Source organism: Streptomyces sp. BYX5S, from assembly GCF_054724165.1.
This window is the reverse complement of sequence record NZ_CM138829.1, coordinates 5,087,122-5,112,353: the sequence shown is the minus strand read 5'-3', so window position 1 is coordinate 5,112,353 and position 25,232 is coordinate 5,087,122. Positions and strand designations below refer to the sequence as shown.

At 72.0% G+C, this 25,232-nt stretch carries 27 protein-coding genes; 8 read left to right on the top strand and 19 right to left on the bottom strand.

Annotation, left to right across the window (positions count from 1 at the left end; all coding sequences use genetic code 11):
- The first annotated feature begins 70 nt into the window (after positions 1 to 70).
- The gene (locus ACYBSK_RS23310; RefSeq protein ID WP_460243181.1) at positions 71 to 2,119 is read left to right on the top strand and encodes an acyl-CoA dehydrogenase family protein; all 2,049 of its coding nucleotides are present in this window, start codon (positions 71 to 73) and stop codon (positions 2,117 to 2,119) included.
- Positions 2,120 to 2,130: 11 nt separating this feature from the next.
- Here the strand turns inward: ACYBSK_RS23310 and ACYBSK_RS23305 are convergent, their stop codons facing one another.
- On the bottom strand, positions 2,131 to 2,646 hold the full coding sequence (locus ACYBSK_RS23305; protein ID WP_457479167.1) for an SRPBCC family protein: 516 nt from the start codon (positions 2,644 to 2,646) through the stop codon (positions 2,131 to 2,133).
- Positions 2,647 to 3,023: 377 nt separating this feature from the next.
- On the opposite strand from ACYBSK_RS23305, the gene ACYBSK_RS23300 reads away from it, so the two are divergent.
- Complete coding sequence (locus ACYBSK_RS23300; RefSeq protein ID WP_457479166.1) at positions 3,024 to 3,461, top strand: hypothetical protein; 438 nt, start codon at positions 3,024 to 3,026, stop codon at positions 3,459 to 3,461.
- Positions 3,462 to 3,554: 93 nt separating this feature from the next.
- On the opposite strand, the gene ACYBSK_RS23295 is transcribed toward ACYBSK_RS23300, so the two are convergent.
- Positions 3,555 to 4,454 (bottom strand): Vgb family protein, encoded by a 900-nt coding sequence (locus ACYBSK_RS23295; RefSeq protein ID WP_460243180.1) that lies wholly within the window; start codon positions 4,452 to 4,454, stop codon positions 3,555 to 3,557.
- 152 nt (positions 4,455 to 4,606) lie between these two features.
- Positions 4,607 to 6,106: an MFS transporter gene (locus tag ACYBSK_RS23290; protein WP_460243179.1), complete on the bottom strand. Its 1,500-nt coding sequence runs from the start codon at positions 6,104 to 6,106 to the stop codon at positions 4,607 to 4,609.
- A 117-nt stretch (positions 6,107 to 6,223) separates the two neighbouring features.
- Between ACYBSK_RS23290 and ACYBSK_RS23285 the strand changes: the two genes are divergently transcribed.
- Positions 6,224 to 6,790 (top strand): TetR/AcrR family transcriptional regulator, encoded by a 567-nt coding sequence (locus ACYBSK_RS23285; protein ID WP_460243178.1) that lies wholly within the window; start codon positions 6,224 to 6,226, stop codon positions 6,788 to 6,790.
- A 190-nt stretch (positions 6,791 to 6,980) separates the two neighbouring features.
- Here the strand turns inward: ACYBSK_RS23285 and ACYBSK_RS23280 are convergent, their stop codons facing one another.
- The 5 genes from ACYBSK_RS23280 to ACYBSK_RS23260 all read right to left on the bottom strand — a co-directional run bounded on the left by ACYBSK_RS23280 (position 6,981) and on the right by ACYBSK_RS23260 (position 12,010).
- The gene (locus tag ACYBSK_RS23280) at positions 6,981 to 8,654 is read right to left on the bottom strand and encodes a DUF262 domain-containing protein (RefSeq protein WP_460243177.1); all 1,674 of its coding nucleotides are present in this window, start codon (positions 8,652 to 8,654) and stop codon (positions 6,981 to 6,983) included.
- Between the two features lie 168 nt (positions 8,655 to 8,822).
- Positions 8,823 to 9,047, bottom strand: a complete 225-nt coding sequence (locus ACYBSK_RS23275) for a hypothetical protein (RefSeq protein ID WP_457479159.1) — start codon at positions 9,045 to 9,047, stop codon at positions 8,823 to 8,825.
- A 141-nt stretch (positions 9,048 to 9,188) separates the two neighbouring features.
- A complete protein-coding gene (locus ACYBSK_RS23270) occupies positions 9,189 to 10,622 on the bottom strand; it encodes an MFS transporter (protein ID WP_460243176.1) in 1,434 nt (477 codons plus the stop codon).
- A gap of 32 nt (positions 10,623 to 10,654) precedes the next feature.
- A complete protein-coding gene (locus ACYBSK_RS23265) occupies positions 10,655 to 11,806 on the bottom strand; it encodes an LLM class flavin-dependent oxidoreductase (protein ID WP_460243175.1) in 1,152 nt (383 codons plus the stop codon).
- Positions 11,807 to 11,875: 69 nt separating this feature from the next.
- The gene (locus tag ACYBSK_RS23260) at positions 11,876 to 12,010 is read right to left on the bottom strand and encodes a hypothetical protein (RefSeq protein WP_460243174.1); all 135 of its coding nucleotides are present in this window, start codon (positions 12,008 to 12,010) and stop codon (positions 11,876 to 11,878) included.
- A 441-nt stretch (positions 12,011 to 12,451) separates the two neighbouring features.
- Here ACYBSK_RS23260 and ACYBSK_RS23255 point away from each other — a divergent pair, with 441 nt between their 5' ends.
- Positions 12,452 to 12,835 carry a hypothetical protein gene (locus tag ACYBSK_RS23255; protein WP_460243173.1) on the top strand — a complete coding sequence of 128 codons (384 nt, stop codon included), beginning with the start codon at positions 12,452 to 12,454 and terminating at the stop codon, positions 12,833 to 12,835.
- A 130-nt stretch (positions 12,836 to 12,965) separates the two neighbouring features.
- Here ACYBSK_RS23255 and ACYBSK_RS23250 read toward each other — a convergent pair whose 3' ends face one another.
- From ACYBSK_RS23250 to ACYBSK_RS23205, 10 genes are all read right to left on the bottom strand, one after another.
- A complete protein-coding gene (locus tag ACYBSK_RS23250) occupies positions 12,966 to 14,753 on the bottom strand; it encodes a cation:proton antiporter (RefSeq protein WP_460243172.1) in 1,788 nt (595 codons plus the stop codon).
- Between the two features lie 258 nt (positions 14,754 to 15,011).
- Positions 15,012 to 16,568 carry a hypothetical protein gene (locus ACYBSK_RS23245; protein WP_460243171.1) on the bottom strand — a complete coding sequence of 519 codons (1,557 nt, stop codon included), beginning with the start codon at positions 16,566 to 16,568 and terminating at the stop codon, positions 15,012 to 15,014.
- Between the two features lie 216 nt (positions 16,569 to 16,784).
- Positions 16,785 to 17,051 carry a GlsB/YeaQ/YmgE family stress response membrane protein gene (locus ACYBSK_RS23240; RefSeq protein WP_457479152.1) on the bottom strand — a complete coding sequence of 89 codons (267 nt, stop codon included), beginning with the start codon at positions 17,049 to 17,051 and terminating at the stop codon, positions 16,785 to 16,787.
- A gap of 99 nt (positions 17,052 to 17,150) precedes the next feature.
- Complete coding sequence (locus ACYBSK_RS23235) at positions 17,151 to 17,414, bottom strand: hypothetical protein (RefSeq protein ID WP_460243170.1); 264 nt, start codon at positions 17,412 to 17,414, stop codon at positions 17,151 to 17,153.
- Between the two features lie 41 nt (positions 17,415 to 17,455).
- Complete coding sequence (locus tag ACYBSK_RS23230; RefSeq protein ID WP_460243169.1) at positions 17,456 to 17,878, bottom strand: sec-independent translocase; 423 nt, start codon at positions 17,876 to 17,878, stop codon at positions 17,456 to 17,458.
- A gap of 116 nt (positions 17,879 to 17,994) precedes the next feature.
- A complete protein-coding gene (locus ACYBSK_RS23225) occupies positions 17,995 to 18,921 on the bottom strand; it encodes a YihY/virulence factor BrkB family protein (protein WP_460243168.1) in 927 nt (308 codons plus the stop codon).
- Positions 18,911 to 19,498, bottom strand: coding sequence for a hypothetical protein (locus ACYBSK_RS23220; RefSeq protein WP_460243167.1), 588 nt, complete (start codon positions 19,496 to 19,498; stop codon positions 18,911 to 18,913). The genes ACYBSK_RS23225 and ACYBSK_RS23220 overlap by 11 nt, the downstream gene beginning before the upstream one ends.
- Entirely contained in the window at positions 19,488 to 20,711 is a 1,224-nt protein-coding gene (locus ACYBSK_RS23215) for a DUF6286 domain-containing protein (protein ID WP_460243166.1), read from the bottom strand. Before ACYBSK_RS23215 ends, ACYBSK_RS23220 begins: the two co-directional genes overlap by 11 nt.
- Complete coding sequence (locus ACYBSK_RS23210) at positions 20,708 to 20,899, bottom strand: hypothetical protein (RefSeq protein WP_457481987.1); 192 nt, start codon at positions 20,897 to 20,899, stop codon at positions 20,708 to 20,710. The genes ACYBSK_RS23215 and ACYBSK_RS23210 overlap by 4 nt, the downstream gene beginning before the upstream one ends.
- 73 nt (positions 20,900 to 20,972) lie before the next feature.
- Positions 20,973 to 21,476 carry an Asp23/Gls24 family envelope stress response protein gene (locus tag ACYBSK_RS23205; RefSeq protein WP_457479146.1) on the bottom strand — a complete coding sequence of 168 codons (504 nt, stop codon included), beginning with the start codon at positions 21,474 to 21,476 and terminating at the stop codon, positions 20,973 to 20,975.
- Positions 21,477 to 21,732: 256 nt separating this feature from the next.
- Here ACYBSK_RS23205 and ACYBSK_RS23200 point away from each other — a divergent pair, with 256 nt between their 5' ends.
- From ACYBSK_RS23200 to ACYBSK_RS23185, 4 genes are read left to right on the top strand one after another with little or no spacing between them, the layout of a single operon-like run.
- The gene (locus ACYBSK_RS23200) at positions 21,733 to 22,317 is read left to right on the top strand and encodes an RNA polymerase sigma factor (RefSeq protein WP_457479145.1); all 585 of its coding nucleotides are present in this window, start codon (positions 21,733 to 21,735) and stop codon (positions 22,315 to 22,317) included.
- On the top strand, positions 22,314 to 22,952 hold the full coding sequence (locus tag ACYBSK_RS23195) for an Asp23/Gls24 family envelope stress response protein (RefSeq protein WP_457479144.1): 639 nt from the start codon (positions 22,314 to 22,316) through the stop codon (positions 22,950 to 22,952). The genes ACYBSK_RS23200 and ACYBSK_RS23195 overlap by 4 nt, the downstream gene beginning before the upstream one ends.
- Entirely contained in the window at positions 22,949 to 23,296 is a 348-nt protein-coding gene (locus tag ACYBSK_RS23190; RefSeq protein ID WP_460243165.1) for a hypothetical protein, read from the top strand. The genes ACYBSK_RS23195 and ACYBSK_RS23190 overlap by 4 nt, the downstream gene beginning before the upstream one ends.
- Positions 23,297 to 23,344: 48 nt before the next feature.
- Entirely contained in the window at positions 23,345 to 23,773 is a 429-nt protein-coding gene (locus tag ACYBSK_RS23185; RefSeq protein ID WP_460243164.1) for an OsmC family protein, read from the top strand.
- Between the two features lie 14 nt (positions 23,774 to 23,787).
- Here ACYBSK_RS23185 and ACYBSK_RS23180 read toward each other — a convergent pair whose 3' ends face one another.
- Positions 23,788 to 25,095 carry a BNR-4 repeat-containing protein gene (locus ACYBSK_RS23180; RefSeq protein WP_460243163.1) on the bottom strand — a complete coding sequence of 436 codons (1,308 nt, stop codon included), beginning with the start codon at positions 25,093 to 25,095 and terminating at the stop codon, positions 23,788 to 23,790.
- Positions 25,096 to 25,232 lie beyond the last annotated feature (137 nt).

Here is a 25,232-nt window from a genome sequence, read left to right as displayed (position 1 = left end):
CTCATCAACCACTTCGACCGGTCGGCGACCGAACTGCTTGCGTTCCGGCTTCACGGGGTACCAGAGGTCCATGATCAACGACGGCTCCCACTCCTCCGGCTCCTCCAGCGGCCCCGTACCGTCCGGCCCCGTACCGTCCGGCATCGACGTACCGGCCCTGACCGCGCTGCTCGACGGCGAGTACGCCGAGATTCGCGATCTGGTCCGTACGAACCTGTCGGCGCACGCCTCCGTCCTCGAAGAGGCCGAGGAACTCGGTATGGGCGCCTTCCGCGAGCGGGTCCGCGAACTCACGGTCGAACTCGCCGCGACGGGCCAGACGGGGATGGGGTTCCCGAAGGAGTACGGCGGGGGCGGCGACCTCGGCGCCTCGATCGCCGCGTTCGAGACGCTCGCCTACGGCGATCTGTCGCTCCTGGTCAAGGTGGGCGTGCAGTTCGGCCTCTTCGGCGGAGCGATCCTGCACCTCGGCACCGAGCGGCACCACCAGGCGTATCTGCCGGACCTGATCACCGGGAAGCTGATGGGCTGCTTCGCGATGACCGAGACCGGGCACGGTTCCAACGTCCAGGCCCTCGGCACGGTGGCGACGTACGACGCCGACAGCCAGGAGTTCGTGATCACTACGCACGGCGACGCCGCGCGCAAGGATTACATCGGCAACGCCGCCCGGCACGCCGAACTCGCCGTCGTCTTCGCCCAGTTGAAGGTGGGCGAGACGGAACAGGGGGTGCACGCGTTCGTCGTGCCGGTCCGTGTCGACGGCGCACCGGCACCGGGCGTACGGATCGAGGACGCCGGCCGCAAGATGGGGCTCAACGGCGTCGACAACGGCCGCATCTGGTTCGACGGCGTCCGGGTGCCGCGCGAGGCGCTGCTCAACCGGTTCGCCGACGTCACCCCCGACGGCGTGTACGAGAGCCCGATCGAGAACCCCAACCGGCGCTTCTTCACCATGCTCGGAACCCTCGTCCAGGGACGGGTCAGCGTCGGCGGCGGCGCGATCAACGCGGCCAAGGTCGCCCTGGCCGTCGCCACGAAGTACGCCGTGCGCCGACGGCAGTTCGAGACGGCGTCGGACGGCGAGGAGCAGCTGCTGCTCGACTACGGGATGCATCAGCGCCGCCTGCTGCCGCTGCTCGCCCGCACCTATGCCCTGCACTTCGCGCAGGACGTGGTCCGTACCCAACTGCACGAGGTCTTCTCCGGCGGCCAGACGGGGGACCGCTCCGGTGAGCGGCCCGGGGACGGGGCCGGGGAGGGCTCGGCGGGCCAGGACGACGGCACGCGACGGCGGGAGCTGGAGTCCCGGGCCGCGGGCACGAAGGCGCTGGGCACCTGGCACGCGACGCGCACGATCCAGGAGTGCCGCGAGGCGTGCGGCGGCGCGGGCTACCTCACCGTGAACCGGTTCGCCGCGCTCAAGGCCGACAGCGACGTCTTCACCACGTTCGAGGGCGACAACCACGTCCTGCTCCAGCTCGTGGCGAAGGGGCTCCTCACGAACTACGCGCACGAGTTCGAGGACCTCGACCAGCTCGGCATGGTCCGGTTCGTGACCGGTCAGGCCGTGGAGACGGTCATAGAGAAGACGTCGGTGCACAAGCTGCTGGAGCGCGTGCGCGACCTGCTGCCCGGGGGCGACGAGTGGGACCAGGAGGCCGGTCTGCTCGACCCGGACTACCAGCTCGCCATGGTCCGTTTCCGTGAGGAGCACATGCTCGCGGGGCTGGCCCGGCGGCTCAAGCGCGGGGTGGACGAGGGCCGGGACCCCGGCGCCGTCTTCTCCCACGTCCAGGACCACGTGATCTCGCTGGCCCGCGCGCACGTCGAACGCCTGGTCCTGGAGGCGTTCGTCGACAAGCTGCGTGAGCTGCCGGACGAGGACAACGACAACAAGGCCGCGCTCGGCATGCTGTGCGACCTGTTCGCGCTGTCCACGATCGAGGCCGACCGGGCGTGGTTCATGGAGCACGGCCGGCTGACCGTCCAGCGCTCCAAGGCGATCAGCCGCGAGATCAACCATCTCTGTCACCGGATCCGGCCCCTCGCGGTCGACCTCGTCGACGCGTGGGGCATCCCGGCGGAGATGCTGCGCGCGCCGGACCTGGTGGGCTGACGCGGTCCGCCTCAGTGCGCGGCGTCGTGCTGAAGTTCGAGCTCGCGCTTGAGGTTGCGCAGCGTCACCTCGATGTTGCGCTTCTGGAAGACGGCGAACGTCTTCCCCGAGGTGGCGACACGGTCGAAGGCGTTGGCCGCGAACGTCGGCCACGCCCGCCGGTCGTCGGTCCACGTCTCCGTCACGCGGGTGCCGCCGTCTGCCTCCTCGAACCGGTACTCCCAGGTGGCGATGGGGCCGGGCAGGAAGGGCCGCTTGAGCCCGATCGCGTGCACGCGGAACGCGAAGCGGCGCCCCGGCTCGGCCGCGGTGACCGTGCACCGGGTCGCCCACCGGAACGCTCCGCGCTTGTTGCGTCCGACGAACGTGGCGCCGACGCTCATCGGCCCCGCGGGCGACTCGCTGGTCGTACCGAGGTTCTCCGGGCTCCAACGCCCCATGTCGGCGGGGCGGCTGACGGCCTCGTAGGCGGCGTCCGGGGACACGGCGATGGTGATGCTGTCGCTCACGGTGAAGACGCGGGCCACGGGGTTCCTCCAACGGTGGGGGGCGGTTGAGGGCGTGCGGCGTGCGGCTGAGCGGTTCATGTCCTCGCGCCACGAAGCTACCGCTGAGTAGGATCATGGCATGCCCGAGCCGTGAGGGACATGGGGCGAGGGGTGCTGAAGGAGCCGGTCGTGCGCCGCGTCGCGGCCCCGTGCGGTGCGCCGGGCGCCGTGTCTCGGCGCCCGGCCCCGCGTCCCGGCGCCAGGCGTGCGCCGCTCCGTGCATCAATCTCCCGCCGTGCGCCGTGGGCTCACCCTCTGCGCGTGCGGTGCGCCCCCCGGGCGGGGCTTCGCGCCCCACAACCCGGGTGATACCGCTGGAGATACGGTTCTCCGGCAAGGGGGCGAAAGGATTCGGCATGGCATCTCAGGCACACCTCGAGGCAGGGCGGCTGTCCGCCATAGCGAAGATTCTCGACCGGGCCGACGGCCATCTCAGCGCGGCCGTGCGCAAGGAGGCCACGGTTCCGGCCCACACCGACGACCCGGACCTCCAGGTCATCCGATCGCTGCTGGAGTTCTCGCGCAGCGCTTCGAACGACGTGACCCGCGCCGTGCAGCACGCGTGCTCCGGCGATCTGGCCCAGGCGCACGTCCATCTCGAAGCGGCGCGCACGGCGCCCGACAAGCACGACGCCCTCGCGGCCGCCATGCCCTGGCCGCTGCCCGCGGGGGTGCGCACCGCGCTCCAACTCCTGCACGGCATCCGGGGGTTCTTCAGCGCGGAGGTCGAGGACGCCTTCGTACGCGCCCTCAGCTGCGAGCCGCCGCCGCGCCCGGAGCGCGTCGCGAGCTGACCTCGCGCCACCCCCTCACGTCATGACTCCCGGGACACAGGTGTCCGCCGCGTACGGCTGCGGCAGTGCGGCCGCGAGGCCGTGGCGCGGAGGTCAGGCCGCGTGGCCCGGCGGGGCGACGCGGGCGAGTGCGCCGATCTCCAGCGCGGTCCACAGGGCGCCGTCGGGGCCGACGGTGATGCCGTGCGGCTCGGAGTCCGGGGTGGGCAGGTCGTGGACGGTGACGGAGCCGTCGGGCGTGAGCGCGCCGACGCGGTTGGCGCCCCATTCGGTGAACCAGACGGTGCCCTGCCCGTCCGCGGTCACGGCGTGCGGGCGGGCGGCGCGGTCGGGCAGCGGGAACTCGCTGATCCGCCCGTCGGGAGTGATCCGGCCGATCTGACCGGCGGCGATCTCGGTGAACCACAGCGCCCCGTCGGGGCCCGCCGCGATCCCGACCGGACCCGCCGCCTCGGTCGGCAGCGGATGGAGGGTGACCGCCCCGTCCATGCCGATCCGCCCCACGGCGTTGCCCTGGTTGAGGGTGAACCACATCCCGCCGTCGCCGCCGTCGGTGATCGCGGACGGGAACGCGCCCGTCACGGGGAGCGGGAACTCGGTCACGCTGCCGTCGACGGTGATGCGGCCGATGCGGTCGGCGGTGGTCTCGGTGAACCACAGCGCGCCGTCCGGGCCCGCCGCGATACCGAACGGCCCGCGGCCGGACCCGGGCACGTCGAACGCGTCGATCGCGCCGTCCGTGGCGATCCGCCCGATCCGGTCGGCCCGGTACTCGGTGAACCACAGCGCTCCGTCGGGGCCGGGCGTGATCACGGTCGGCCCGCAGTCCGGATCGAGGGCGTGGCTCGTCGGCTCCTCGCCGGGCACGAGGCGGCCGATCCGGCCGCTGTGGACGAGCGTGAACCACAGGGCCCCGTCCGGCCCCGTGGTGAGGGCGTAGGGCCCGGCAGCGGGATCGGCCACCGGGTGCTCCTCGATGGATACCTGGGTCACGTGCTTCACAAGGGGTTCCGCCAGTCGGTTGTCGGGGCGGGGATGCGTGCCGCTTCTTTCGGTACTCAGGTACTTCCGGTACTTCAGGTGCTCCCGGTGTTCCCGGTACTTCAGGTGTTCCCGGTCAAGACGATCAAGCGCGGTTGATGTTGTCAACGGCTGTTCGTGGGAGCCCCGTTCGCGGCGGCGACCCCATGAGGTTCGGCGGAACGCGGCGGTTTCGTGGCGTCTCCCGGCGGCGTGGACCGGGCCAGCCAGAGTCCGGTGCACACGGCGGCCGCCACCGTGACGGCGCCGGCGGCCAGGAAGGCGCTGTTGAGACCGGTCTCGAAGGAGGCGCCGCCGGACTGCCGGGCACGGACGACGGCACCGAGCACCGCCACGCCGAGCACCGCGCCGATCTGCCGGGTGGTGCTGCTGATACCTGACGCGAGACCGCCCTCCTGCGGGTCGACCGCCTGGATGGCGGCGCCCGTCAGCGGCGACATGGTCAGGGCGAAGCCGACACCGACGACCGCCAGCCGCCACCACACGTTCCCGTAGCCGGTGTCGGCGTGCACCGTGCCGAGCGCCAGCAGTCCCAGGCCGGCCAGGGCCAGGCCGACGGTGACCACGCCGCGGAAGCCGTACCGGGCGGCGAGCCGGCCGGCGTACGGGCTGACGAGCACCATCGCGAGGGACACGGGAAGGGTTTGCAGGCCCGCCCGCAGGATCGAGCTGCCCTGGACGTACACGAAGAACTGCGAGAAGAAGAACGACGAGCCCATGAGCGCGAACCCCACCACGACCATCGCGGCGTTGGACACCGTGAACAGCCGCTGCCGGAACAGCCGCAGCGGCAGCATCGGGGCGGAGCGCCGCGCCTCGACGGCGACGAAGGCCGCGAGGAGGAGCAGCGCGGCGGCGAAGCCGCCCAGGATGACCGGTGAGGTCCAGCCGCGGGCGCCGCCCTCGATCAGCCCGTAGGTCAGCACCCCCACCGCCAGGACGGACAGCACCGTGCCCGGGACGTCGATCGCGGGGGCGCTCGGATTGCGGGACTCGTCGAGGCGGCGCAGGCCGACCACCAGCAGGACCACGCCGATCGGCAGATTGACGAGGAAGATGGCGGGCCAGCCGAACGCCTCGGTCAGTACGCCACCGGCCACCGGGCCCGCGGCCAGACCGATTCCGCTGAATCCGGCCCACAGTCCGATCGCCTTCATCCGGTCCCGCGGCGCGGGATGGGCGGCGGCGAGCAGGGCCAGCGAGGCGGGGCTCAGCGCCGCGGCCCCGATGCCCTGGAGCGCCCGGCCGACGATCAGCCAGCCGACCGAGGGGGCGAGGCTGCACACCACCGACGTGGCGGTGAACACCGCGACACCCGTCAGGTACACCCGCTTGCGGCCGAACCGGTCGGCGAAGACGCCGCCGGACAGCAGCAGCATGGCGACGAGCAGGACGTACGCGTCGACGATCCATTGCAGACCGGTGAGTTGTGTGTGCAGCCGGTGCTGCATGTCGGGCAGTGCCGCACCCACGATCGTGTTGTCGAGCAGGACCATGAACTGGCCCAGACAGGTGACCGCGAGCAGCGCGTTCCGGCTCCGGTTCGACCTTCCGTCGAGCCGTCGGGCCGACGTACTGCCTTCGGTCGCATGCGATGCGGCCATGGGATCCCCCTCGTAATCGCCTGACGCCTCACGTCTAACGCAGTCAGCGGCTGCGTTAGGCGACCATAGAGGGATCCACCTCGCTAACGCAAGCGGTGACTGCGTTAAGGTGGGTGCATGAACGAGCAACAGCGAGCCCGGCGGCCCGGCGGGCGCAGCGCCCGCGTCGGCGCGCAGGTGCACCAGGCCGTCACCGAGCTGATCAGCGAGCGCGGTTACGGCAACTTCACCGTCGGCGAGGTCGCGGCCCGCGCGGGCGTGGCCGACAGCAGCGTCTACCGCCGCTGGGGCAGCCTGGAAGCCCTGCTCACCGACGTGGCGCTCACGCGTCTCAACGCCCAGTCGCCGATGCCCGACACCGGAAGCCTGGCCGGCGATCTGCGCACCTACGCGGCCCAAGTGGCCCGCGAGATCACCGGCCCCGACGGGCCTGCGGTGCTGCACCTGGCCGTCGCCCTGTCGGGTGGCAGCCCGCAGGGGCAGCGGGCCGGGGACGACCTGCGCGCCGAACGCCTGCGCCAAATGCAGTCCATGCTCGACCGCGCCCGCGACCGCGGCGAGCGCGCCCCCGACGCGCTGGACGTGCTGGACCACGTCCTGGCCCCGATGTACATCCGCGTCCTGTTCGGCATGGTCCCGCTCGCACCGGACTACATCGACGGGCTGGTCGACCGATTGCTGTGAACGCAACGCGCGCCATAGCGGCGGTGTTCAGCGGGAAGCGACCAGGAATGCGCACGCGTCGGCTCGTCGCCCAGACGCACGGCCACCGCCACCTTCGTCAACGCGCCCGCAGTGCAAGGGCGTTCGGGGCCAAGGAGGGCTCGGCAGTGGTCCGCCTCCAGCCACCCCGGCCCCTCGAACCCGCGCCCTCCTACAAATTCCACTCGTCGGCCAGCAGCCCCACGAGCCTGCGCTGACGCTTCTGCACCACGGCGGGTACCCACTCCTGGTGCTGCAGGACCTGACTGGTCAGGGCGAACGTGGACACACCGTGCCTGCCGGTGAAGTACTTCGTCTTCTTCTGGGCGAAGTCGTAGTTCTGCGCGTACGCGTTCTTCCTCCGGCTGAGCAGGACGAGGTTGCCCAGCCGGTGCGTCCACTGGCCCCGCTGCTCGTCCGTGAAGTGCTGCCGCCACTGCGACACCTGTTTCGGGTTCTGCGGAAGCACGTGCTCGACGGTGATCACGTTGTGGTCGTACGCGACCCCGGGCTTTCCGGCCAGCATCTCGTCCAGGCGCAGCAGTATGTAGCGGCGGGTCCTGGTGACGAGGTAGATGTCGCCGTCGAGGCGCGCGAGCGTCTCGGCCCGCTCCGCGTCCGTCAACGCCAGGGACGGCGCGCCCAGGCCGTGGCCCGCGTTGAGCTCGCGCAGGAGGTCCGCGTACCGCGTGACGCGGGGAGTGGTGTAGGCCCGGCGGATGAACATGCTCGCGGCCAGCCGTTCCAGCGCTCCGAGGAAGCTGTCGAGCCAGGCCGGATCGTCACCGTGGTTGTGCAGCGCCCACAGGGCGGCGGGGTGCCAGTCGTTGTTGTCGATCTGCTGAAGCCGTTTGAACCAGGCGTTGACCTGCTCCGCGCCGGAGGCGGCCGAGTAGGTGGCGTCGCGGATCTGCACGTAGGCGTCCGCGTACGGCACGACGACGTCGTTGACGAACGATTCCGCCTTGCCGGGAAGGTAGTGGCTGAGCACCTGCTCGGGGAACTCCTTGAGCAGTTCGCGCTCGGCCCTCTTCATGGCGAACACCATGCGCAGGTGGAGGAAGAGGTCGGCGAAGTCGTCCCGCCCGAGGGCCTCCTCGGCGTCCTCCCACTTGCGGGCGCACCGCTCCGAGGCCTTCTCGTCCAGCGCGCCGATGATGTGCGACTTGAAGATGTCCGTCGGCGAAAGGTCCATGCCCCGGGAGTTCATCACGCTGAAGATGCGATGCGCGCTGTCCAGGTCGGGGGTGCTGACGACGACCAGAAAGGTGCGCTCGCCCAGCATCTGCACCAGGTCCAGCCGCCGCTCCTCCGACCAGTCGGCGAGTATCGCGTGCAACTCCCGCGCGTTGCGCCGCACGGCCTTCTGGGCGTCCGTGGCGAGCGCTTCCTCCTTCAGCGACCGCAGCGCGTCGGTGGCCCCCTTCGTCTGCACGTACTGCTGGAAGAAGCCGGCGTCCCGGAAGCGCAGGGTGAGCCTGGGTTTCGGGCCGAGCCGCCGCACCTTGTTGCCGGGCTCCGTGACGAGCCGGTCGAGGTCGCCGCGCAGGTCCGGGTCCTCCGCGAGGTCGCGCAGGAGAGCGAGCAGGATCGTCAGGGTGGTGAGGCGCTGCTGCCCGTCGATGACCTCGGCGGACGCGTCCCCCTTGGCCTTGACGAGCACGATCGAACCGAGGAAGTACGGCTCGACCGCCCCTCTGTCCAGCGACTCCTCCAGGTCGGTCAGCAACTGCACGGCCTGCTCGACGTCCCAGGCGTACGGCCGCTGATAGTCCGGAATCCTGAAGTCGTAGTCACTGCTGAACACCTTGTGCAGGGACACTTCCTGCGCCTCGAGTTGTTGCATCCCTCAATGATGAAGGGGGTGCTGTCGGTGTGTCAGCGAAATCCAGGGAGGCGAACGGCCGCACCCCGAGGGACCCGTTGTCGTGGCGCGGTGGCGTGATTCACCGGGGAGCCCATCCGGCGGGCCGCCGTGTCGGTGTCCTGGATCGGCGGGGGACGTGCCGGCTCTTCAGCGTGCCAACTGCGGCCAGTCGCCCGGACCGCCGCCCCGCCACTCGATCAGCGCGGAGAAGGCCACGCTCATCTCGCTGAAGGACCGCAGCCCGGCCCCCTGAAGGATCTCGACCACGTCCCTCGCGCAGAACGCCTGCCCAAGGGTCACACCGTCGATACGGACATGTCGGCCGCCACCTTCGTCGGGCGGGCAGATCACAACTGGCTGCGCAGATGACATGCCGTCATGGTGTGGCAGGCGGTTGCGCCGCGCAGCTTGAGGCGTCCGCTCGGAGTACTCGCCCTGCGGCGTCGCCCACGTCCGCGCGCCCGGCCACGGCGAGCGACCGAGCGGCGCGGCCCATGGGCGCCGGGAGGCTGCTCAGACGCGAGCGCTCGACCGCGGCCGCGCTGTCGCAGGCCGCCGCCCCTCGCCGGTCGGGGCGCCGGCCTCGCCGTCGGGGGCCCGGCCGGTTCGTACGAAGAGGTCCTCTTCGCGGAGCCGGGACGTCGCCCAGACGCTGCCCACCGCGGAGAGGACGAGGTAGCCGCATGCCGGCCAGGGCGAGCCCGAGCCGAGCGCGAGGAGGGCGGTGACCAGCAGAGGGGTGATGCCGGACGCGAAGATGCCGGACACCTGGTAGACGGCCGACATGCCCGTGTAGCGCACGTGCACCGGGAACAGCGCGGCGAACAGGGTGCCCTGCGCCCCGTAGAAGCCCGCGTGCACGATGCCCAGGGCGACTACGAGCGCCACGGCGAAGCCCAGCACACCGCCCGTCTCGAACAGCAGGAAGGCGGGGAAGACCGCTACGCCGAACGCGGCCATGCCCGTCATGTAGGTGCGCCGCGCGCCGAACCGGTCCACCAGCCGCCCGGACACGGGGACGAGCACCGCCATCACCAGCGACGCACCCGTCACCGTCAACAGCACAGCGGTGCGCGGCAGGTGCAGCGTTCCGGTCGCGTACGTGAGGGCGAAGACACCCCAGGTGTTGAAGGCCACGCCCTCGCCCCAGCGGGACACCATGCCCAGCAACAGGTGGCGGCGCGTCAGGCGGTCGCGCACCACTTCGACCAGGGGGACAGCCCGGGGTGCTGTCGTCCGCGCGAGTACGGCGCGGAATGCGGGCGTCTCGTCGATCTTCAGCCGTACGGTCAGACCGACCGCCACCAGAACGAGGCTGGCCAGGAACGCGACCCGCCACCCGTAGCCGAGGAACGCGTCGTCGCTCAGTACGTTGCTCAGGAGCGCGAACACGCCCGTGCCCAGGGCGAGTCCGAGCGCCAGGCCGATCTGCGGGTAGCTGCCGAACCGGCCCTTGCGCCCCTCCGGCCCGTACTCGACGGCCAGCAGGACGGCCCCGGCCCACTCGCCGCCGAGCGCCACGCCCTGCGCGACGCGCAGGACCAGCAGCAGGATCGGGGCGAGCGCGCCCACCTGCTCGTAGGTGGGCAGAAGGCCGATCAGGGCGGTCGAGACACCCATCAGGCCCATGGTGAACGCGAGGGTGCGCTTGCGGCCCACGCGGTCGCCGATGTGCCCGAAGAGCAGGCCGCCGAGCGGACGGGCGACGAAGCCCACCGCGAACGTGGCGAAGGCGAGCATGGTGCCGACGGTGCCGTTCGTCTCCGGGAAGAACAGTTTCCCGAAGACGAGGCTCGCCGCCGTGCTGTAGAGGAAGAAGTCGTACCACTCGACGGTGGTGCCCAGCAGGCTGGACAGGACGACGGTCCGCAACGTGCGGCCGGGGGTGGTGCCGTCGCCGTCCGTGCCGGTGCTCGTTCCCGGCGCCGTGGCCTGAGCATCCGTCAATTGTGCTTCCGTGCCGCTGTTCATGGCCCTGCTCACACGCCCGCGAACGCTACGGTGCCGGGCTCGACGGGCGCCGGGGCGGCCGGGTGGTGCCACAGCCCGCGGCGGGCCAGCACCGGCAGGACGCCCTCGCCGAACCAGTACGCCTCCTCCAGGTGCGGCACGCCCGAGAGCACGAACTCGTCGATGCCCAGCCGGTGGTACTCCTCGATACGGTCGGCGACCTCCGCGTGGCTGCCGACCAGGGCGGTACCGGCGCCGCCGCGCACCAGGCCGACGCCCGCCCACAGGTTGGGGTAGATCTCCAGGTCGGAGCTGGTGCCGCTGGCGTGCAGGGCGCGCATCCGCTTCTGGCCCTCGGACTCGGACGTCGCGAGGCCGTGCTGGACGGCGGCGACACGCTCCGGATCCATGCCCTGGAGCAGTCGCTCGGCCTCCGCCCACGCCTGGGCGGCGGTGTCCCGCGCGATGACGTGCAGCCGGATGCCGAACCGGACGGTGCGGCCCAGGAGTTCGGCGCGCCCGCGGACCTCGGCGATCTTCTCGGCGACGGCCTGCGGCGGCTCGCCCCAGGTCAGGTACGTGTCCGTGTGCCGGGCGGCGACGTCCAGGGCCGCGGGGGAGGAGCCGCCGAAGTAGACCTGGGGCACCGGGTCCGGCAGCCGGTTCAGGCGGGCGCCCTCGACGCGGAGGTGTGCGCCGTGGTGGTCGACCGTCTGCCCGTCCCACAGGCGGTGCACGATGTCGAGGAACTCGCCCGTGCGCGCGTACCGCTGGTCCTTGTCGAGGAAGTCCCCGTAGGCGCGCTGTTCGGCGCTCTCGCCGCCGGTCACGACGTTCAGCAACAGGCGTCCGTGGGACTGTCGTTGATAGGTCGCGGCCATCTGAGCGGAGAGGGTGGGGGAGATCTGGCCGGGCCGGAAGGCGACGAGGAACTTCAGGCGCTCGGTGACCTGCGTCAGCATCGCCGTCGTCAGCCACGCGTCCTCGCACCAGGCGCCGGTCGGCGTCAACGCCCCCTCGAAGCCCAGCTGTTCGGCGGTGCGGGCGATCTGGCCCAGGTACTCCACGGACGCCGGACGGTCACCACCGGCCGCGCCGGGCGTCGAGCCGTGACCGCCGCCGACGACGTGGCGGCTGTCGCCGGTGGTGGGCAGGAACCAGTGGAAGGTGAGCTTGGACATGGCGGGGGAGTACCTCACAGAACGCGTGACTGGTGGGTGTGGGCGTGAGCGCGGCGCGCAGGGCGGGCTTCAGCGCCGACAGCAGGCGCTCATGTGCCGGCACAGGTCGATGTGCCGGCGTGCGACGAGCAGCGCGCCGACGCCGGATCCGCCGTGCGCGGGCCGGGAGGCGGGAGCGGACCACGTCAGACCAAGAGCTTGCACGACCCCTCCTCCCTTCTTGCCTACTATCCCTACCGAATTACTAGGAAAATGTTCCGCACCGGAACCCGCCGGTCAAGTTCCGTCTCAGTGGGCGGACGTGCCGGGGGGTGGGATCCCGCCGTGTCCCAGTGGGGTGAGTGTCGCCAACTGGCTTATGCGGCAACCGTGTTGACTGACCAGGGGGAAGCGGTCCGGCCCTTCGGGGGCCGGCGGTGACCGGGCGCCGGGTGTCGAGCCGGCGGGTGTTCGGTGTCGGTGTCGCGCCTTGGGGGAGTTCCCCTGCTCAGTGGCTGCGATGCGGTTGTCGGTCCAGGGGGAGCGGAGGGCCGTCTCCCGGTCCGGTGTTGGCCAGTACATGACTAACTGGGGCGACTGATCACGGTTAGCGTCTTTCACGCTGGATGTCCCAGCTGACCACATGGAAACAGGGGGAGTCTTCCCATGCGTATGAGAGCCAAGGTCATGACGACGATCGCGGCCGGGCTGCTGGCCGCCGCGGGAATGTCCGCGCCCACCGCCGCGGCGGCGGAGTCCGCCGACCGGGACGTGCGGCCGGTGAAGGCGGCCGACGTGGCCGTCGCCAACACGTGGGTCTACACGTGGACCGGCGCGAACATCCGTAGCTGTGCCTCCACCGCGTGCAGCATCAACTACTCCGTGCCCGCCAACTACCAACTCAGCGCCATCTGTTGGGCGCACGGCCAGTGGGTGAGCCAGAACGGCTACTCCCACGACAAGTGGGTTCTGCTCGGCTCCGGTTCGAGCTGGATCTGGGGCGGCCTGCTGAAGGGGAGCGAGACGGGCAACGTGCCCAACCAGTGCTGAGCTTCGCCTGAGTGACCAGAAGGCCACCAGCTGCGCTCGTGTCCGGCCAGGGCTCCGCTGGTGGCCCGTCGAACGGGGGCGGTGAGGGGGCCCTGGACGGGGCTCTGCTGTCCTTCCTGCTCAGTCCTGCTCAGTCGACGTTCCGGTCGCTGAGCTGCTCCAGCCGCGCCGCCTCCGTGTCGAGGGCCCGCTGTGCCTGTCCCAGGACGACGGAACTGCACGTGCCGCGCGAGCGTTCCCGGGCCAGTCGCCGGGTCTCCGCGTCCAGGACGCGCAGCTTCAACTCCACGTACTGGACGCGCGGATCGAGGTCCGGTGTCGGTGCCGGTTCGGGCATCTCGGAGGGGTCGCGCAGGCGCAGGTCGCGACGGAGCTGATCCAGTACGTCGGGGTCGTACGCGCTGCCGTCGGGGCGGCGCAGGTCCTCGTCGTCGAGAAGGTCGAGCGCCGTGGCGTTGAAGGCCTTGAGGAGCGAGACGTACTCGTCGCGCCGGCGGGCGGTGTCGTCCGGTGGCACGTGCACGGCCCGGATCACCGGGGGCAGGGTCAGGCCCTGGAGCAGCAGGGTCACCGTCGCCACCACGAAGGCGATCAGGATCAGCAGCGGGCGGGCCGGGGTGTCCTCGGGCAGGGTCTGCGCGGCCGCCAGGGTGATGGCGCCGCGCATTCCCGCCCAGGCGAGGACGACACTGCCGCGCCAGCCGAGCTTCTGGGTGGTGTGGAACTCCACGTCCGCGCGCACCTTGGTGACTCGCCGCTGGAACCGCGCGAGCTGCTCGGGTGTGTCGACGCGCGGCCTGCGCCGACGGGTCCGGTGCCGGGGCGGCTCCGTGGTGGGGTGGTGGTCCGGGACCGCGTCGGGGTTGTTCAGGCGTTCCTGGATGCGGTCGAGTACGGGTTTGCTGCGCTCGGCGCGCCGGCTCTCGCGGTGCAGCATCGCGACCAGCGGGCCGGTGAAGGCGATCCGGATGAGGATGACGAGCGCGCTGGCCGCGAGCCCGATCCACAGCGCGCGCCCCATGTCGAGGTGGTCGGTGCGCACCTCGTCCACGAGCGCCTTCACGCTCAGCCCCATCAGCAGGAAGATCGAGCTCTCCAGCAGGAACGCGAGGGTGCGCCAGTTGACGGCCTCGGCGAGCCGGTCCTGTGCCCGCAGGTACCGGGGGCTGAGGTGCCCCGTGACCAGCCCGGCGACCACGACCGCCAGCACCCCCGAGGCGTTCCACTCCTCCGCGGGCACGTAGGCGATGAACGGGACGATGAACGACACGGCCGTGTTCAGTACGGAGTCCCGCAGCAGGCCCCGTACGCGGACGTTGACGATCCCCACGACGAGACCCACCGCGGTCGCGCAGACCACGGCCCACACGAAGTCCCCGATGACACCCCACACGGAGACGGCGCCCGCCATCGCGGCGACGGCCGAGCGCAGCAGCACCAGTGACGACGCGTCGTTGACCAGGCCCTCGCCCTCAAGGAGCGTCAGCAGGCGGTGCGGCAGCCCGAGCCGCCGCCCCACCGACGTGGCGGCCACCGCGTCCGTGGGGCTCACGACGGCGCCCAGCGCGAACGCGGCCGGCCACCCGATGTCCGGGACGAGCCAGTGGAACAGCCACCCGCAGCCCAGCGTCGACAGGGCGACCAGCACCACCGCGAGCCCGGTGATCGGCTTGAGGTTGCGGCGGAAGTCCGTGATGGGCATGTTGACGGCGCCCGAGTACAGCAGTGGCGGCAGCACTCCCGCGAGGATCCACTCCGGGTCGATCTCCGGATGCGGCACACCGGGTACGAAGCTCAGCCCGAGCCCGACCACGACCAGGGCGAGCGGGGCGGCGAGCCCGAGACGGCCGGAGAACACGGCGGTCGCCACGATGCTCACCACCCCCAGGACCGCGACGAGCGTCGTCTCCACAGCCACCTCCGGAGGGTGAGATCGGTCAGGTCCGGGCACGAGCGCCGGACTCCATCCAAGATCACCCGAGCCGGGTGCGCCAGGCACCGGGGGCAACGGGGTGTCAGCGGGTGAACGCCCGCTCGCTGCCGGGGCAGGACCCGGCCGTCGAGGCGGCGCCCCGGCGCCGGGGCCGGCCCCGACGTCCTGCCCGTCGGCGATCAGCGGCGGTGGTGGTCGGTCGCTGTGCTGGTGAGTCGCTGTGGTGGTCTGCCGCGATGATGGTCAGAAGCCGGTGAAGATCCGTCGGAACAGGTCCGTGGCCTCGTCGGCCCAGCCGAGGATCCGCAGGCTCGAATCCAGATTCGCCGGAGGACGGTTGATCAGGGTGTCGTTGCGGATGAGGCGGTCGAAGTCGACGAGCACCGGGTCCTGGCGGGCGGTGCGCCCGTCGGGCCGGAAGAACTCGACCCCCGCCAGCCGCATCACGTTGATCAGCTCCTGCGCGACGATGCCGTACCCGACCGTCGTCGGGTGGACGCCGTCGAGCGAGAACAGGCCGCCGTTCGTGCGCCGTTCCCCCTCTCCCGCGAGGAAGCGGGAGTTCGGCGGCGGCGTCAGCGCCTGGAGCGCCGGCGGCAGCGGGTAGGGCCGCCACCAGTCGGGCCGCGCCGACAGATCGTCGCCGTACCGGCGGGTCGCGAGCCGGTCCAGCAGGCCGCTGGTCTCCAGCAGGTACCAGTCCATTCCGGCGCGCCGGCCCTCGCGGACCACCGCGGTGATCAGGTCGTTGTACGTGTCGATCGTCTCGTCCACCTGCCGCGCCTGCGCACCGGTGATCTTCGGGTCCCGGTCGGGGTCGAAGTCGCGGTCGCTGATCCAGGGGCGGGTGTAGTACCGGAAGTACGGCGAGCCCGGTTCGGTCTTGCCCGCCACGCCACGGGCGATCGGCGCGATGGTGACGTGCGGGACCGTGCACCACACGACGTGGCGTGCCCTGATGTCGGAGACGGCGGCGGCCACCGCACGCAGCTCGGCCTCGAAGTGCTCCGGCCGCCACACGGTGAAACGCCCCTTGCGATCCAGATCGGCGTAATCGGGGGCCTCGCTCCAGGTCACCTTGAGTTCGGTGACCGCCTGGAGGGCGTTGTTGGCGCCGAGGAAGACGACCAGCGTCTCGATGCCGTGCTCGGAGCCGGTGCCGTCGGTGTCCTCGCCGAGCACGGCGGCCGCGCCGAGTTGGGTCAGGGCCCCGGCCGCCGGGGGCTGGGTCGGCAGGACGCGCAGGGCGGCGCGCTCACCCGCGTTCTGGACGATCTGGAAAAGAGCGTCGTCCTTCGGGGTGCCGATCCGCTTGCGGCACGCGTCGGCGGACTTGGACAGCGCGTCCCGCAGGTCCCACCCGAACACGGCGAGGTTGTGCATCACGGCCGTGGTCGAGGGGACCGCCAGACCGGGGCCCCGCTCCCAGTAGTCCTCCACCCGGTCCATCAGCCCCCGCGCCCGGAACAGCGCGAACGGCGCCTCCCACAGATCCACGGACCGCCCGTAACGGTCCGCCAGATCACGCAGGAACAGCTCGATGTTGAACGGCAGCCCGCCGAAACCGTCGTAGCGCGGATACCGGAACTGCTCGGCGCACCCCATCTCGTACGCGACGATCGCCGGGTACGACAGCCCCGTGTTGAAGACGGCGGCGCTCTGGAACCCCTGCGTCAGCGAATCCCCGATCGTGACCAGCCGATGCTTCGGCCTGCCCTCCCGCTCGACGTCGACGTCGACACCCACCCTGGGGTCGGTGACGGGCACGCGCGGCCCCTGACGGCTCACGGAATCGGCCATGGTTCCCCCTGGCCCGTCGTGGCGCACCGGCTGTGCCCGTGAGGGGCCTGCCCCTTGCGTAGCAGAGCGGGGGCGTGGGTGGCAGATGCCGGGCGCGGAGTTACGCAGAACTCAATGCCGCTCCGGGCATGCACCCAACGGCACGACGCCCCGCCGCCCCGACGCTCCGGCATCCGCGCGCTTCGGCATCTGCGCGCCTCGGCGCGAAAGGCGGCCTCAGTCCCGCGAGTTGCCGAACAGGAGCCGGTAGCCGATGAGGAGGACCAGGGAGCCGCCGATCGCGGCGACCCAGGTGGGCAGGTCGAAGAAGTCCTTCGTGATGGGGCGGTCGAGGAGGCGGGCCGACAGCCAGCCGCCGACGAAGGCGCCGGCGACGCCGATGAGCGTGGTGCCGATGAGGCCGCCCGGGTCGCGGCCGGGGAGCAGGAACTTGGCGATGGCTCCGGCTATCAGGCCCAGGAGGATCCAGCTGATGATGCCCATGTGGAGGTCGGTCTCCGTTCGTGTTCGTACGTTGCTTGGTTGCGCAACTCTATAGCTGTGCAAGGGGATGCTGGTACGGCCACCCGTTCTGCCTCGCGCTCACGGACTCGCCCGGTCGAACCCGTAACGCAGTGGCGCTTGCTGTACGTGCAGGTCGCGTCGGTAGACGTAGAGGGCCTCGGCGCGCAGGCCCTGTGAGGCGGGTGGCTCCTCCATGGCGCAGGGCCGGGTCACCTGCACCACCGGTGGGCGGTCCGTGACGTGCAGGCGCAGTCCGTGGGCGGGGCCGCCCTCAAGGATCGCCAGCTCCTCGGCGGAAGTGTCGCCGGTGGCGGGGATGTTCGCGGGCGGGGATTTCGGCATGACACTTTCCCTGGACTCGTGTGATGCGGGCGTGACGTCGGTCAGGTGGCGTCGGGGTCGAAGGCGGGCGGCGCGCCGTGGGGTCCCCCGCTCTTCGCAAGGCTGACCGCGGGCTTCGTGGCGGTGGGGGCTGTGGTGACGGCGGTGGTGGTGGTGGCGGCCGGATCGCGTCGTGGGTCGAGTGCTTCCTGGAGTTCGCCCAGTTCCCGGCCGAGATCGGTGTCCGGGTTCAGTACGTGCTTGCGTACGAACGTCTTCGGGTGCAGGTCCCGGACGTCGAAGTCCTCGAACTCCGGGCCGAGGTCGGAGCGGATCTCCTGCTGGGCGCTGTCGGAGAACTCCCGGATCTTCCGCACGGTGCGGGCCGCGTTCTGCAGGAACTCCGGCAGTTTGTCGGGGCCGAACACGAGCACGCCGATGGCGGCGATCGTGAGCAGTTCCAGCGGGCCCACATCCGAGAACATCCGGCACTCCTTGCCTGGCGGCGGCGCGGCGCGGCACCACAGGTAACGCTTTCAATATTGCGCAACCAATAGAACCATTGCCGCGGCGCCGCCCGCGCCCCGGGGTGGCCTTGGGCTCAGTCCGAGGCCTGCCGCTCCAACTCGCTGAGCTCCGCCGTGAACTGCGCGCCGGCGAGCAGCGCGAGGTTGGACAGCCACAGCCAGATGAGGAAGACCACGGCGCCCGCCAGAGAGCCGTAGAGCTTGCTGTAGGTGCTCAACTGCGAGGTGTAGAAGGCGAATCCGGCGGAGACGCACAGCCACAGGAAGGCGGCCAGGGCGCCGCCGGGGATGCTGTGGGCGCGGACGCGGGCCTGCGCGGGACCGGTGCGGAAGACGATGACGACGAGCAGGGCCACCACGCACAGCAGCATCGGCCACCGCAGTAGGCTCCACGCCCACGCGGCGGCGGTGCCGAGGCCGAAGTAGCGGCCCAGTGTCCCGGCGACCGGGCCGGTCAGCAGGAGCACCAGGGCGCTGAGCACGAGGATGCCCAGCAGGGCGAGCGCCGTGCCCAGGATGCGGTGGGCCTTGTGCCAGGTCGAGCGGCGGTCCGCCACCCGGTGCATGCGGTGCACCGCGCGCCGGAACACCGCGAGGTAGCTGGACGCCGACCACAGGGCGCTGACCGCGCCGACGCACAGCAGGGTCCAGGCGGCCGTGCCGTGGCGCAGCGCGCGGGAGAGCACGTCGTGCAACTGGTTGCCGGACTGGCCGGGGGCGTACTCGCTGACGTGGGCGACGAACTCCTGGGCCGTGTCCGGGCTGATCAGGCTGAACGCCAGGGAGATGACCAGCAGGGAGGGCAGAACGGTCAGGATCGCGTAGTACGTGAGCGCCGCCGCGGAGTCCGTGATGTCGTCGCGCCACATCGACACCGGGGTGCGGCGCAGGGCGACTCTCCACGCCGACACAGGGGGTGCGGGGATGTCACCTCTGGGGAAGAGACGGCGCGGGCCGCGGCCGCGCGACGATCTGTCGACGGCGTCCGGTTCAGCGGACATGCGGCCTGCGATGGGCGCGGGCGGTGAAGCGGATATGCATGCGGAAACGGTACGGCGCGAGAGCGTCCCCCGTGTCGGAGGCGATCCTGGTGAGCGGGGGAAGGACGGTGGAGGGTGTGGTGTCTTGGTGGAGACGCACCCTCACCACGGCGTCCAGCCGGCCCGTTCGCGACCCGCCCCGTACGCGCGGCCGGCAGTCGGCGACCCCGTCGATGTCCTCCACGAGACCGGTCAGCGTGTCCTCCAGCGCGCGGGTGCGCAGTCGGCTGCGCGACGCGGGCAGGGCCACCGTGCGGTGGCTTCCGGTGCGCAATTGCCGCGCGGCCCACCACGCGAGCAGGACGGTGGCGGCGAGGGAGACGGCCATGACGGTGGGCGTCCACCACTCCTGGGCGCGCAGCGAGGCCAGCCGGTCCGACGGCACGAGCGGCGTGCGGGCGCCGAGACCGGACCACGCGTCGAGGGCGGCGGGCCGCCACGAGGTCCGCCCCAGGCAGAGCCACCCGGCCACCGCCACGGCGAGCACGCCGCACGCGGCCAGTGCGATCCGGTTGAGGAACGTACGACTACGGGGCATCAGTGGCACGGCCCTTCTGCTCGCGAGGTACTTCTGGTGTGTCGGTGCCGTTCTCGGTGTCGGTGTCGGTGTCGGTGTCGGTGTCGGTGCCTGTTCCGGTTCCTGTGTCGCCGGGAGTACGTGGTCCCGGCGCGGTCGCCGTCCCAGCGCTCCAGGCCTCGCCGGGACGGACCTTCACGCGCAGTCCCGGCGCGCGGCGCAGGCGGCAGTCGTCGAGGACGCCGCGGGCCGCGGCCCCGACGGCGGCTCGCGCGACCGCCCTGTCCCCGAAGGCCAGTTGGGCCCGGACGACGACGCGACGCCGCCGCACCCGGACGCGTACGGTGTCGATCCCCGCGACGTCCCCCACGGCATCCCGCACCACCAGCGCGATGGCCGGGCGGTCCATGGCCGCCCGCAGCGGTGCGGCGGGGGAGACCACGGTGAGCAGCCCACGGCGCCCGGGGCTGACCGCGAGGACGATCATCAGGACGCCGAGGACCGCGAGCGCGGCGGCGGCGATGCCCACGAGCGGGGCGTCGGGGCCGTGCCGCTCCAGCCAGTGGACCGTACCGGTGCGCCAGGAGGCGGCGGTGCGGTCCGCCCAGTGCACCCTGACCAGGTCGACCGCCAGCGCGCCGCAGACGGTGGCGGCCGCCAGCGCGAGGAGCGCCGCCGGCAGCCTGCGCGGCGACCACCAGCGCAGGGGCGTACGGGAGCCCGAGTCACCGGGACCCAGGGGCTTGGCGCCCCCGGCGCCCGGACCACCAGCCACCGCGCCCGCCGGACCGGACGCACCCAACACACCTGCCGCGCCCGCCGGTCCGGACCCGCCCGACACACCTGCCGCGCCCGCCGGCCCGGACCCGCCCGACACACCTGCCGGCCCCGCCGAGCGCGAAGCGCCCCGCACGCCTGTCGCCGCCCCAGCCCCCGCACCCGGCACAGGCAGCAGTTCGGTGACCTGGACCCGGGCCGGAGTGACATGAAGGCCCGTCAACTCGCGGGTCCGGTCCGTCACATGGGCCTCGATCAGGCGGGCCGTCTCGGGCAGCGGCGCCGGGAACGGCAGCGCCACCTTCACCCCGACGTCCGCCCGGCGCCCCCGCACGGTCGCGGTCCCCGACCCCGTACGGACGGGGGTCGCCGTGGCCTCGCCTGCCGCGCGCCCGGCGATCCTGCGGACGGCCCTGCCCGAGACGACGGTCGTGCCCCGCTCGGCGGCCCCGGTCATCGCCGGCCCCGTTCCCAGCTGCCGCGCAGGTCCTCGACACGCCCGCCGGTGTCGAGCCAGTGCCCGACCGCCCCGCCCAGCGCGCCGAGGGCGGCCACGAGCAGGAACGCCCCGAAGCCCCCGAAGAACCCCGCGAACGCCAACGCCATCCCGGCGAGCACCCCGGTCGTCGCTCTGGTCACTGCCACCTCACCCCTTCTCGGCCGGTGCCGCCCTCGGCCCGGCCTCCTTCCGTCGGCCCGTACGTGCGACGCCGAACGGTCACTCCACGCGGGTCTCCGCGGCGGGGGCCTCGTCGTCCTCGGGCAGGTGCACGTCGTTGATCGTGACGTTCACCTCCACGACCTCCAGACCGGTGATGCGCTCCACCGCGGAGATCACGTTCTCGCGCACGTCGCGGGCCAGGTCCGAGATCGGCACCCCGTACTCGACGACCAGGTCGATGTCGATGGCCGTCTGGCGCTCGCCGACCTCGACCTTCACACCCCGTCCGACGTTCGGCCGGCCGCCGGGGACGCGGTCGCGCACGGCGCCGATGGTGCGCGAGAGGCCGCCTCCCATGTCGTGGACGCCGGGGATCTCCCGCGCGGCGATACCCGCGATCTTCACGACGACGACATCGGCGATGGACGTCCTGCCGCGGTCGGCGGCGGGCTGGTCGGTGCCCGTCGCGCCGCCGAACACCGCGGTCGTCTGCGCCTGCCGGCCGGTGCGCTCCAGCGGCACGTTCTTGGCGGCCGGTGCGCTCTGCGTGTTGGTGCTCATGGCGTGTCCCTCTTCCTGCGGTCGGTCAGATGTCCTTACGTGGATAGACCCGCCGCGGACGCATCTGTGACGCACGAAAGGAAAGAACTTTCCGACGCCGAGGGCCCGACGACGAGGGTCCGACGTCGGAACGGCCGGCGCGGACCGGCCCCCGCCGGTCTCGGCCACCCCCGTCGCATCGGGCCGCGAAAATGCCGCGTCACAGATGCGGCCCAGGTGTGTCCAACGGACAGGAAGAGACGAGAGGAGCCGCTCAGTGGTGGGCGCCCCCAGAGATACCGCACCCCCGGAGGGCCGCGGCGCGACCGATGACGCGCTGCTGACGGTCCGGGCCGCGGAAGGAGACGAGGACGCCTTCGCCGTTCTCGTCCAGCGGCACGCCCCGGCGCTGCTGCGACTGGCCACACGGCTGCTCGGCGCGCGCACGGAGGCGGAGGACGCCGTGCAGGACGCCTTCGTCAGCGCGTGGCGGCGGCTCCCCGAGTTCCACGGCTCGGCGTCGTTCGGCACCTGGATGTACCGCATCGTCACCAACCGCTGCCTGAACATCCTGCGTTCGCGCAGGGCGGTCGTGCCGCTGGAGACGGCCGCGGAGGTCCCCGCGCCCGAGTACGCGGTGTCACCGGCCCGGATCACCGAGGCCCGCGACGCCGTACGTGAACTGGGCGCGGCCCTCGACCAGTTGTCGGCCGAACAGCGCGCGTGCTGGGTGCTGCGCGAACTCGACGGCCGGCCCTACGACTTCATCGCGGACGCGGTCGGGATCAGCCAGGAGGCTGTCCGCGCCCGTGTCTTCCGAGCACGACGCAGCCTGACTCAAGCACTGGGGGCCTGGCGATGACCGCTCACACCGACCCGCCCAACACGCACACCGAGGACCCCGACGACGAGCGACTGCCGTGCGGTCGGCTGCTGTCCCAGGTGTGGTCCGCGTGGGAGGACCAGTCGGACGACCCGCACCTGGGCGCCTGCCCGCACTGCGGGGCCGCCGCCCGGGACCTCGACCAGCTGGAGTCCGTGGTGCGCGACCTGGACGAGGCCTCCCTGGACGGCGCCGTCCACGACGACGCGGCCGCGCTGACCCGCCGCGTCATGGACGTCGTACGACTCGAACTGCGTCCCGGCCGTCCGCTGCCCCTCGGCGAGCCCGACGAGGACCTGTGGGTCATGGAGGCGGTCGCCGCACGGACTCTGCGTGCGGCGGCGGAGACCGTGCCCGGTGTGCGGGCCGGTTCCTGCCGGCTGCGGATCCTGCCCGGTCAGGGCGGACCGGAGCGGGTCGACGTCAGACTCGAGATCCACGCCCCGTTCGACGCCTCCCTGCCCGACATCGCGGTGGACGTCCGTACGAAGGTGTGGCACGCGGCGGACCGCGACCTCGGTGTGCCCATCGGATGTGTGGACATCCGAGTCACCGACCTCATCGACCCGACCGACAGCACGCCGGATGGCCAGGAAGGCGGCCGCCCCTCATGACCGGTACCAGCATCCTCGCCCAGCTCATCGACGACATCGCCCGCGCCGTGGCCGAACTGCCCGGCGTGGCCTTCCTCAAGCCCGACCTCGCCGGACGCCTGCGCTCCGCGCTCGCCCGCCCGGTGCCGCCCGCGGGCGGCAGGCCGTCCGGGGTGCGCCTCACCCCGCCGCGGGACGCCGACGGCCCCTGGCGCATCGAGATCCAACTCGTCGCGCTCGCCCACGCCCGCACGGTGGACGTGGCCCGCGCCGCCCGCCGTACGGCCGAGGAACACCTGGCCAAGTCCGTCCCGAACGGTGACACGCGGGCGCGGGTGACGGTCACCGTGACGGGACTGGTGTGACGGGGGCCTTTCCTGCCGACCGCGCGGCGGGACAGTACTGTCGGCGCCATGACTGACGACGCACTGCGCTCCGTGTCCATCGAACGTGCCGGTCCGGGCCGGTTCACCGCGACCAACGCCCGTGGGGGCACGCTGACCTTCGGGACCGGCGAGGGGAGCGACTTCACCCCGGTCGAGCTCTTCCTCGCCGCGCTCGGCGGCTGCACCGCGGTCGACGTGGAGGTCGCCACGACGCGGCACGCCGAGCCGGACGCGTTCACCGTCACGGCCTCCGGGGACAAGGTCGTGGACGAGGGCGGCAACCGGATGGCGGGGCTCGCCGTCACCTTCCACGTCGCCTTCCCCGAGGGGCCGGAGGGTGACCGGGCCCGCGCGATCCTGCCGCGGGCCGTGAAGAGCTCGCACGACCGCCTGTGCACGGTGAGCCGCACGGTCGAGGCGGGCACACCGGTCACCGCCACCGTCTCGGAGGCCTGACCCCTGCTCTCAGCTCAACGCAGGCCGTAGTAGAGCGAGTTGCTCGCCGTGACCGGCAGGTACAGCACGTCGTTCCCGTCCGAGTCACGGCGCACCGCGAGCCGGTCCGCGCTCACTCCGGGCGCGGCGGACTCGGCGGTCCAGGTACCGTCCGCCGTCTGTGTCGCCATGAAGACGCGGTCGGTGCCGGACGCGGTCACGTAGTAGATCCGCTTGGTGTCGGTCTCGTCCCAGGTGATGCCGAGGGCGGCGTTGGTGGCTCCCGCGTACACCGTCTTGCGGAGCCATCCGGTGCCGCTCGGGTACGCGTAGTACACGTGGAAGTCGCCCCCGCTCTCGGCCGAGCGGTAGCGGTAGGCGACCTTGGGTGTGTCGCCGTCCAGGGTCAGCTTGGCGCTCTGCACCGTCGGGCCCGTGTAGCCGGCGTTGTCGATGCTCCACTCCTCACCCGTGGTCAGGCCCTGGATGACGTCGGAGGTGTCGGGCGTGGTCGGCACGGTGACCGCGGCCCCGTCGTGATCGGCGAACCGGCCGGTGCCGGGGTCGTAGCGCAGGTAGGACAGCTGGTGGCGCCAGGCCGACGCGGGTGCCTTGGCCCACTCGTACAGCAGGTGCACCCGCCCCGACGCGTCGACGGTGAGGTCGTCGGGGTAGACGGACCGGTTGAGGGCGGAGCCGAAGGTGGCCACCACGCTCCAGGTGCCCGCCGCGTTGTCCCAGCGGTAGAGCTTGCCGTCGCGCTGCGTGTTGCCGCAGCCGACGCGGGCGGCCAGGTACAGGTCACCGTTGGGGGCGGTCGTGAGCACCGGGTAGGTGATGCCCTGGCCCTGGTCGGGCAGCCCGGACGCGTGGTCGGTGACGGCGCCGCCCGGGGCGTCGGTGCGGAAGTAGCGCCAGCTGTCGCAGTGCATCGACGTGAAGACGTGCAGCCGTCCGCTGCCGTCGCGGGCGATCGAGGGCTGGTTGTGGCCGTTGTCGTCGGCGAACTCGGCCTGCTGCCCGTCGCTGCCCAGCAGCGGCAGGCGGCTCCAGACGCCGTCCGGGTCGCGGCGCGCGACGGCCGAGCGGTGCGTGGCGGCCGTCGTGCCGGGCTCGTTGAACGCGAAGTACGTGTACTGGCCGCGGCCCTTGTACGTGGCGGCGGGCGTCCACCAGGCGGCCTGGTTGGACGAGTCCATCGCGTACGGGACCTTCTCGATCGCGGTGGCCGCGGCCGTGGCGGTGGCCTCCGCGCCGTCGGCGTGGGCGGCCGGGAGGGGCATGAGCAGGGCGGCCAGGGCCGCGGCGGAGGCGGCGGACGTGCGTGCCGTGGGACGTCGCAAGACGAGCTCCTTCGATGGTGTGTGGGGACCTACGAGGGCGTGCTGGGCGTGCTTCGCGTGCTGCATGGCGAAGGGCCCGGTGAGGGTCGTTCGACGGTCACCGGGCCCGGTCGTGGGGGTGTGCGCCGGGTCGGCGC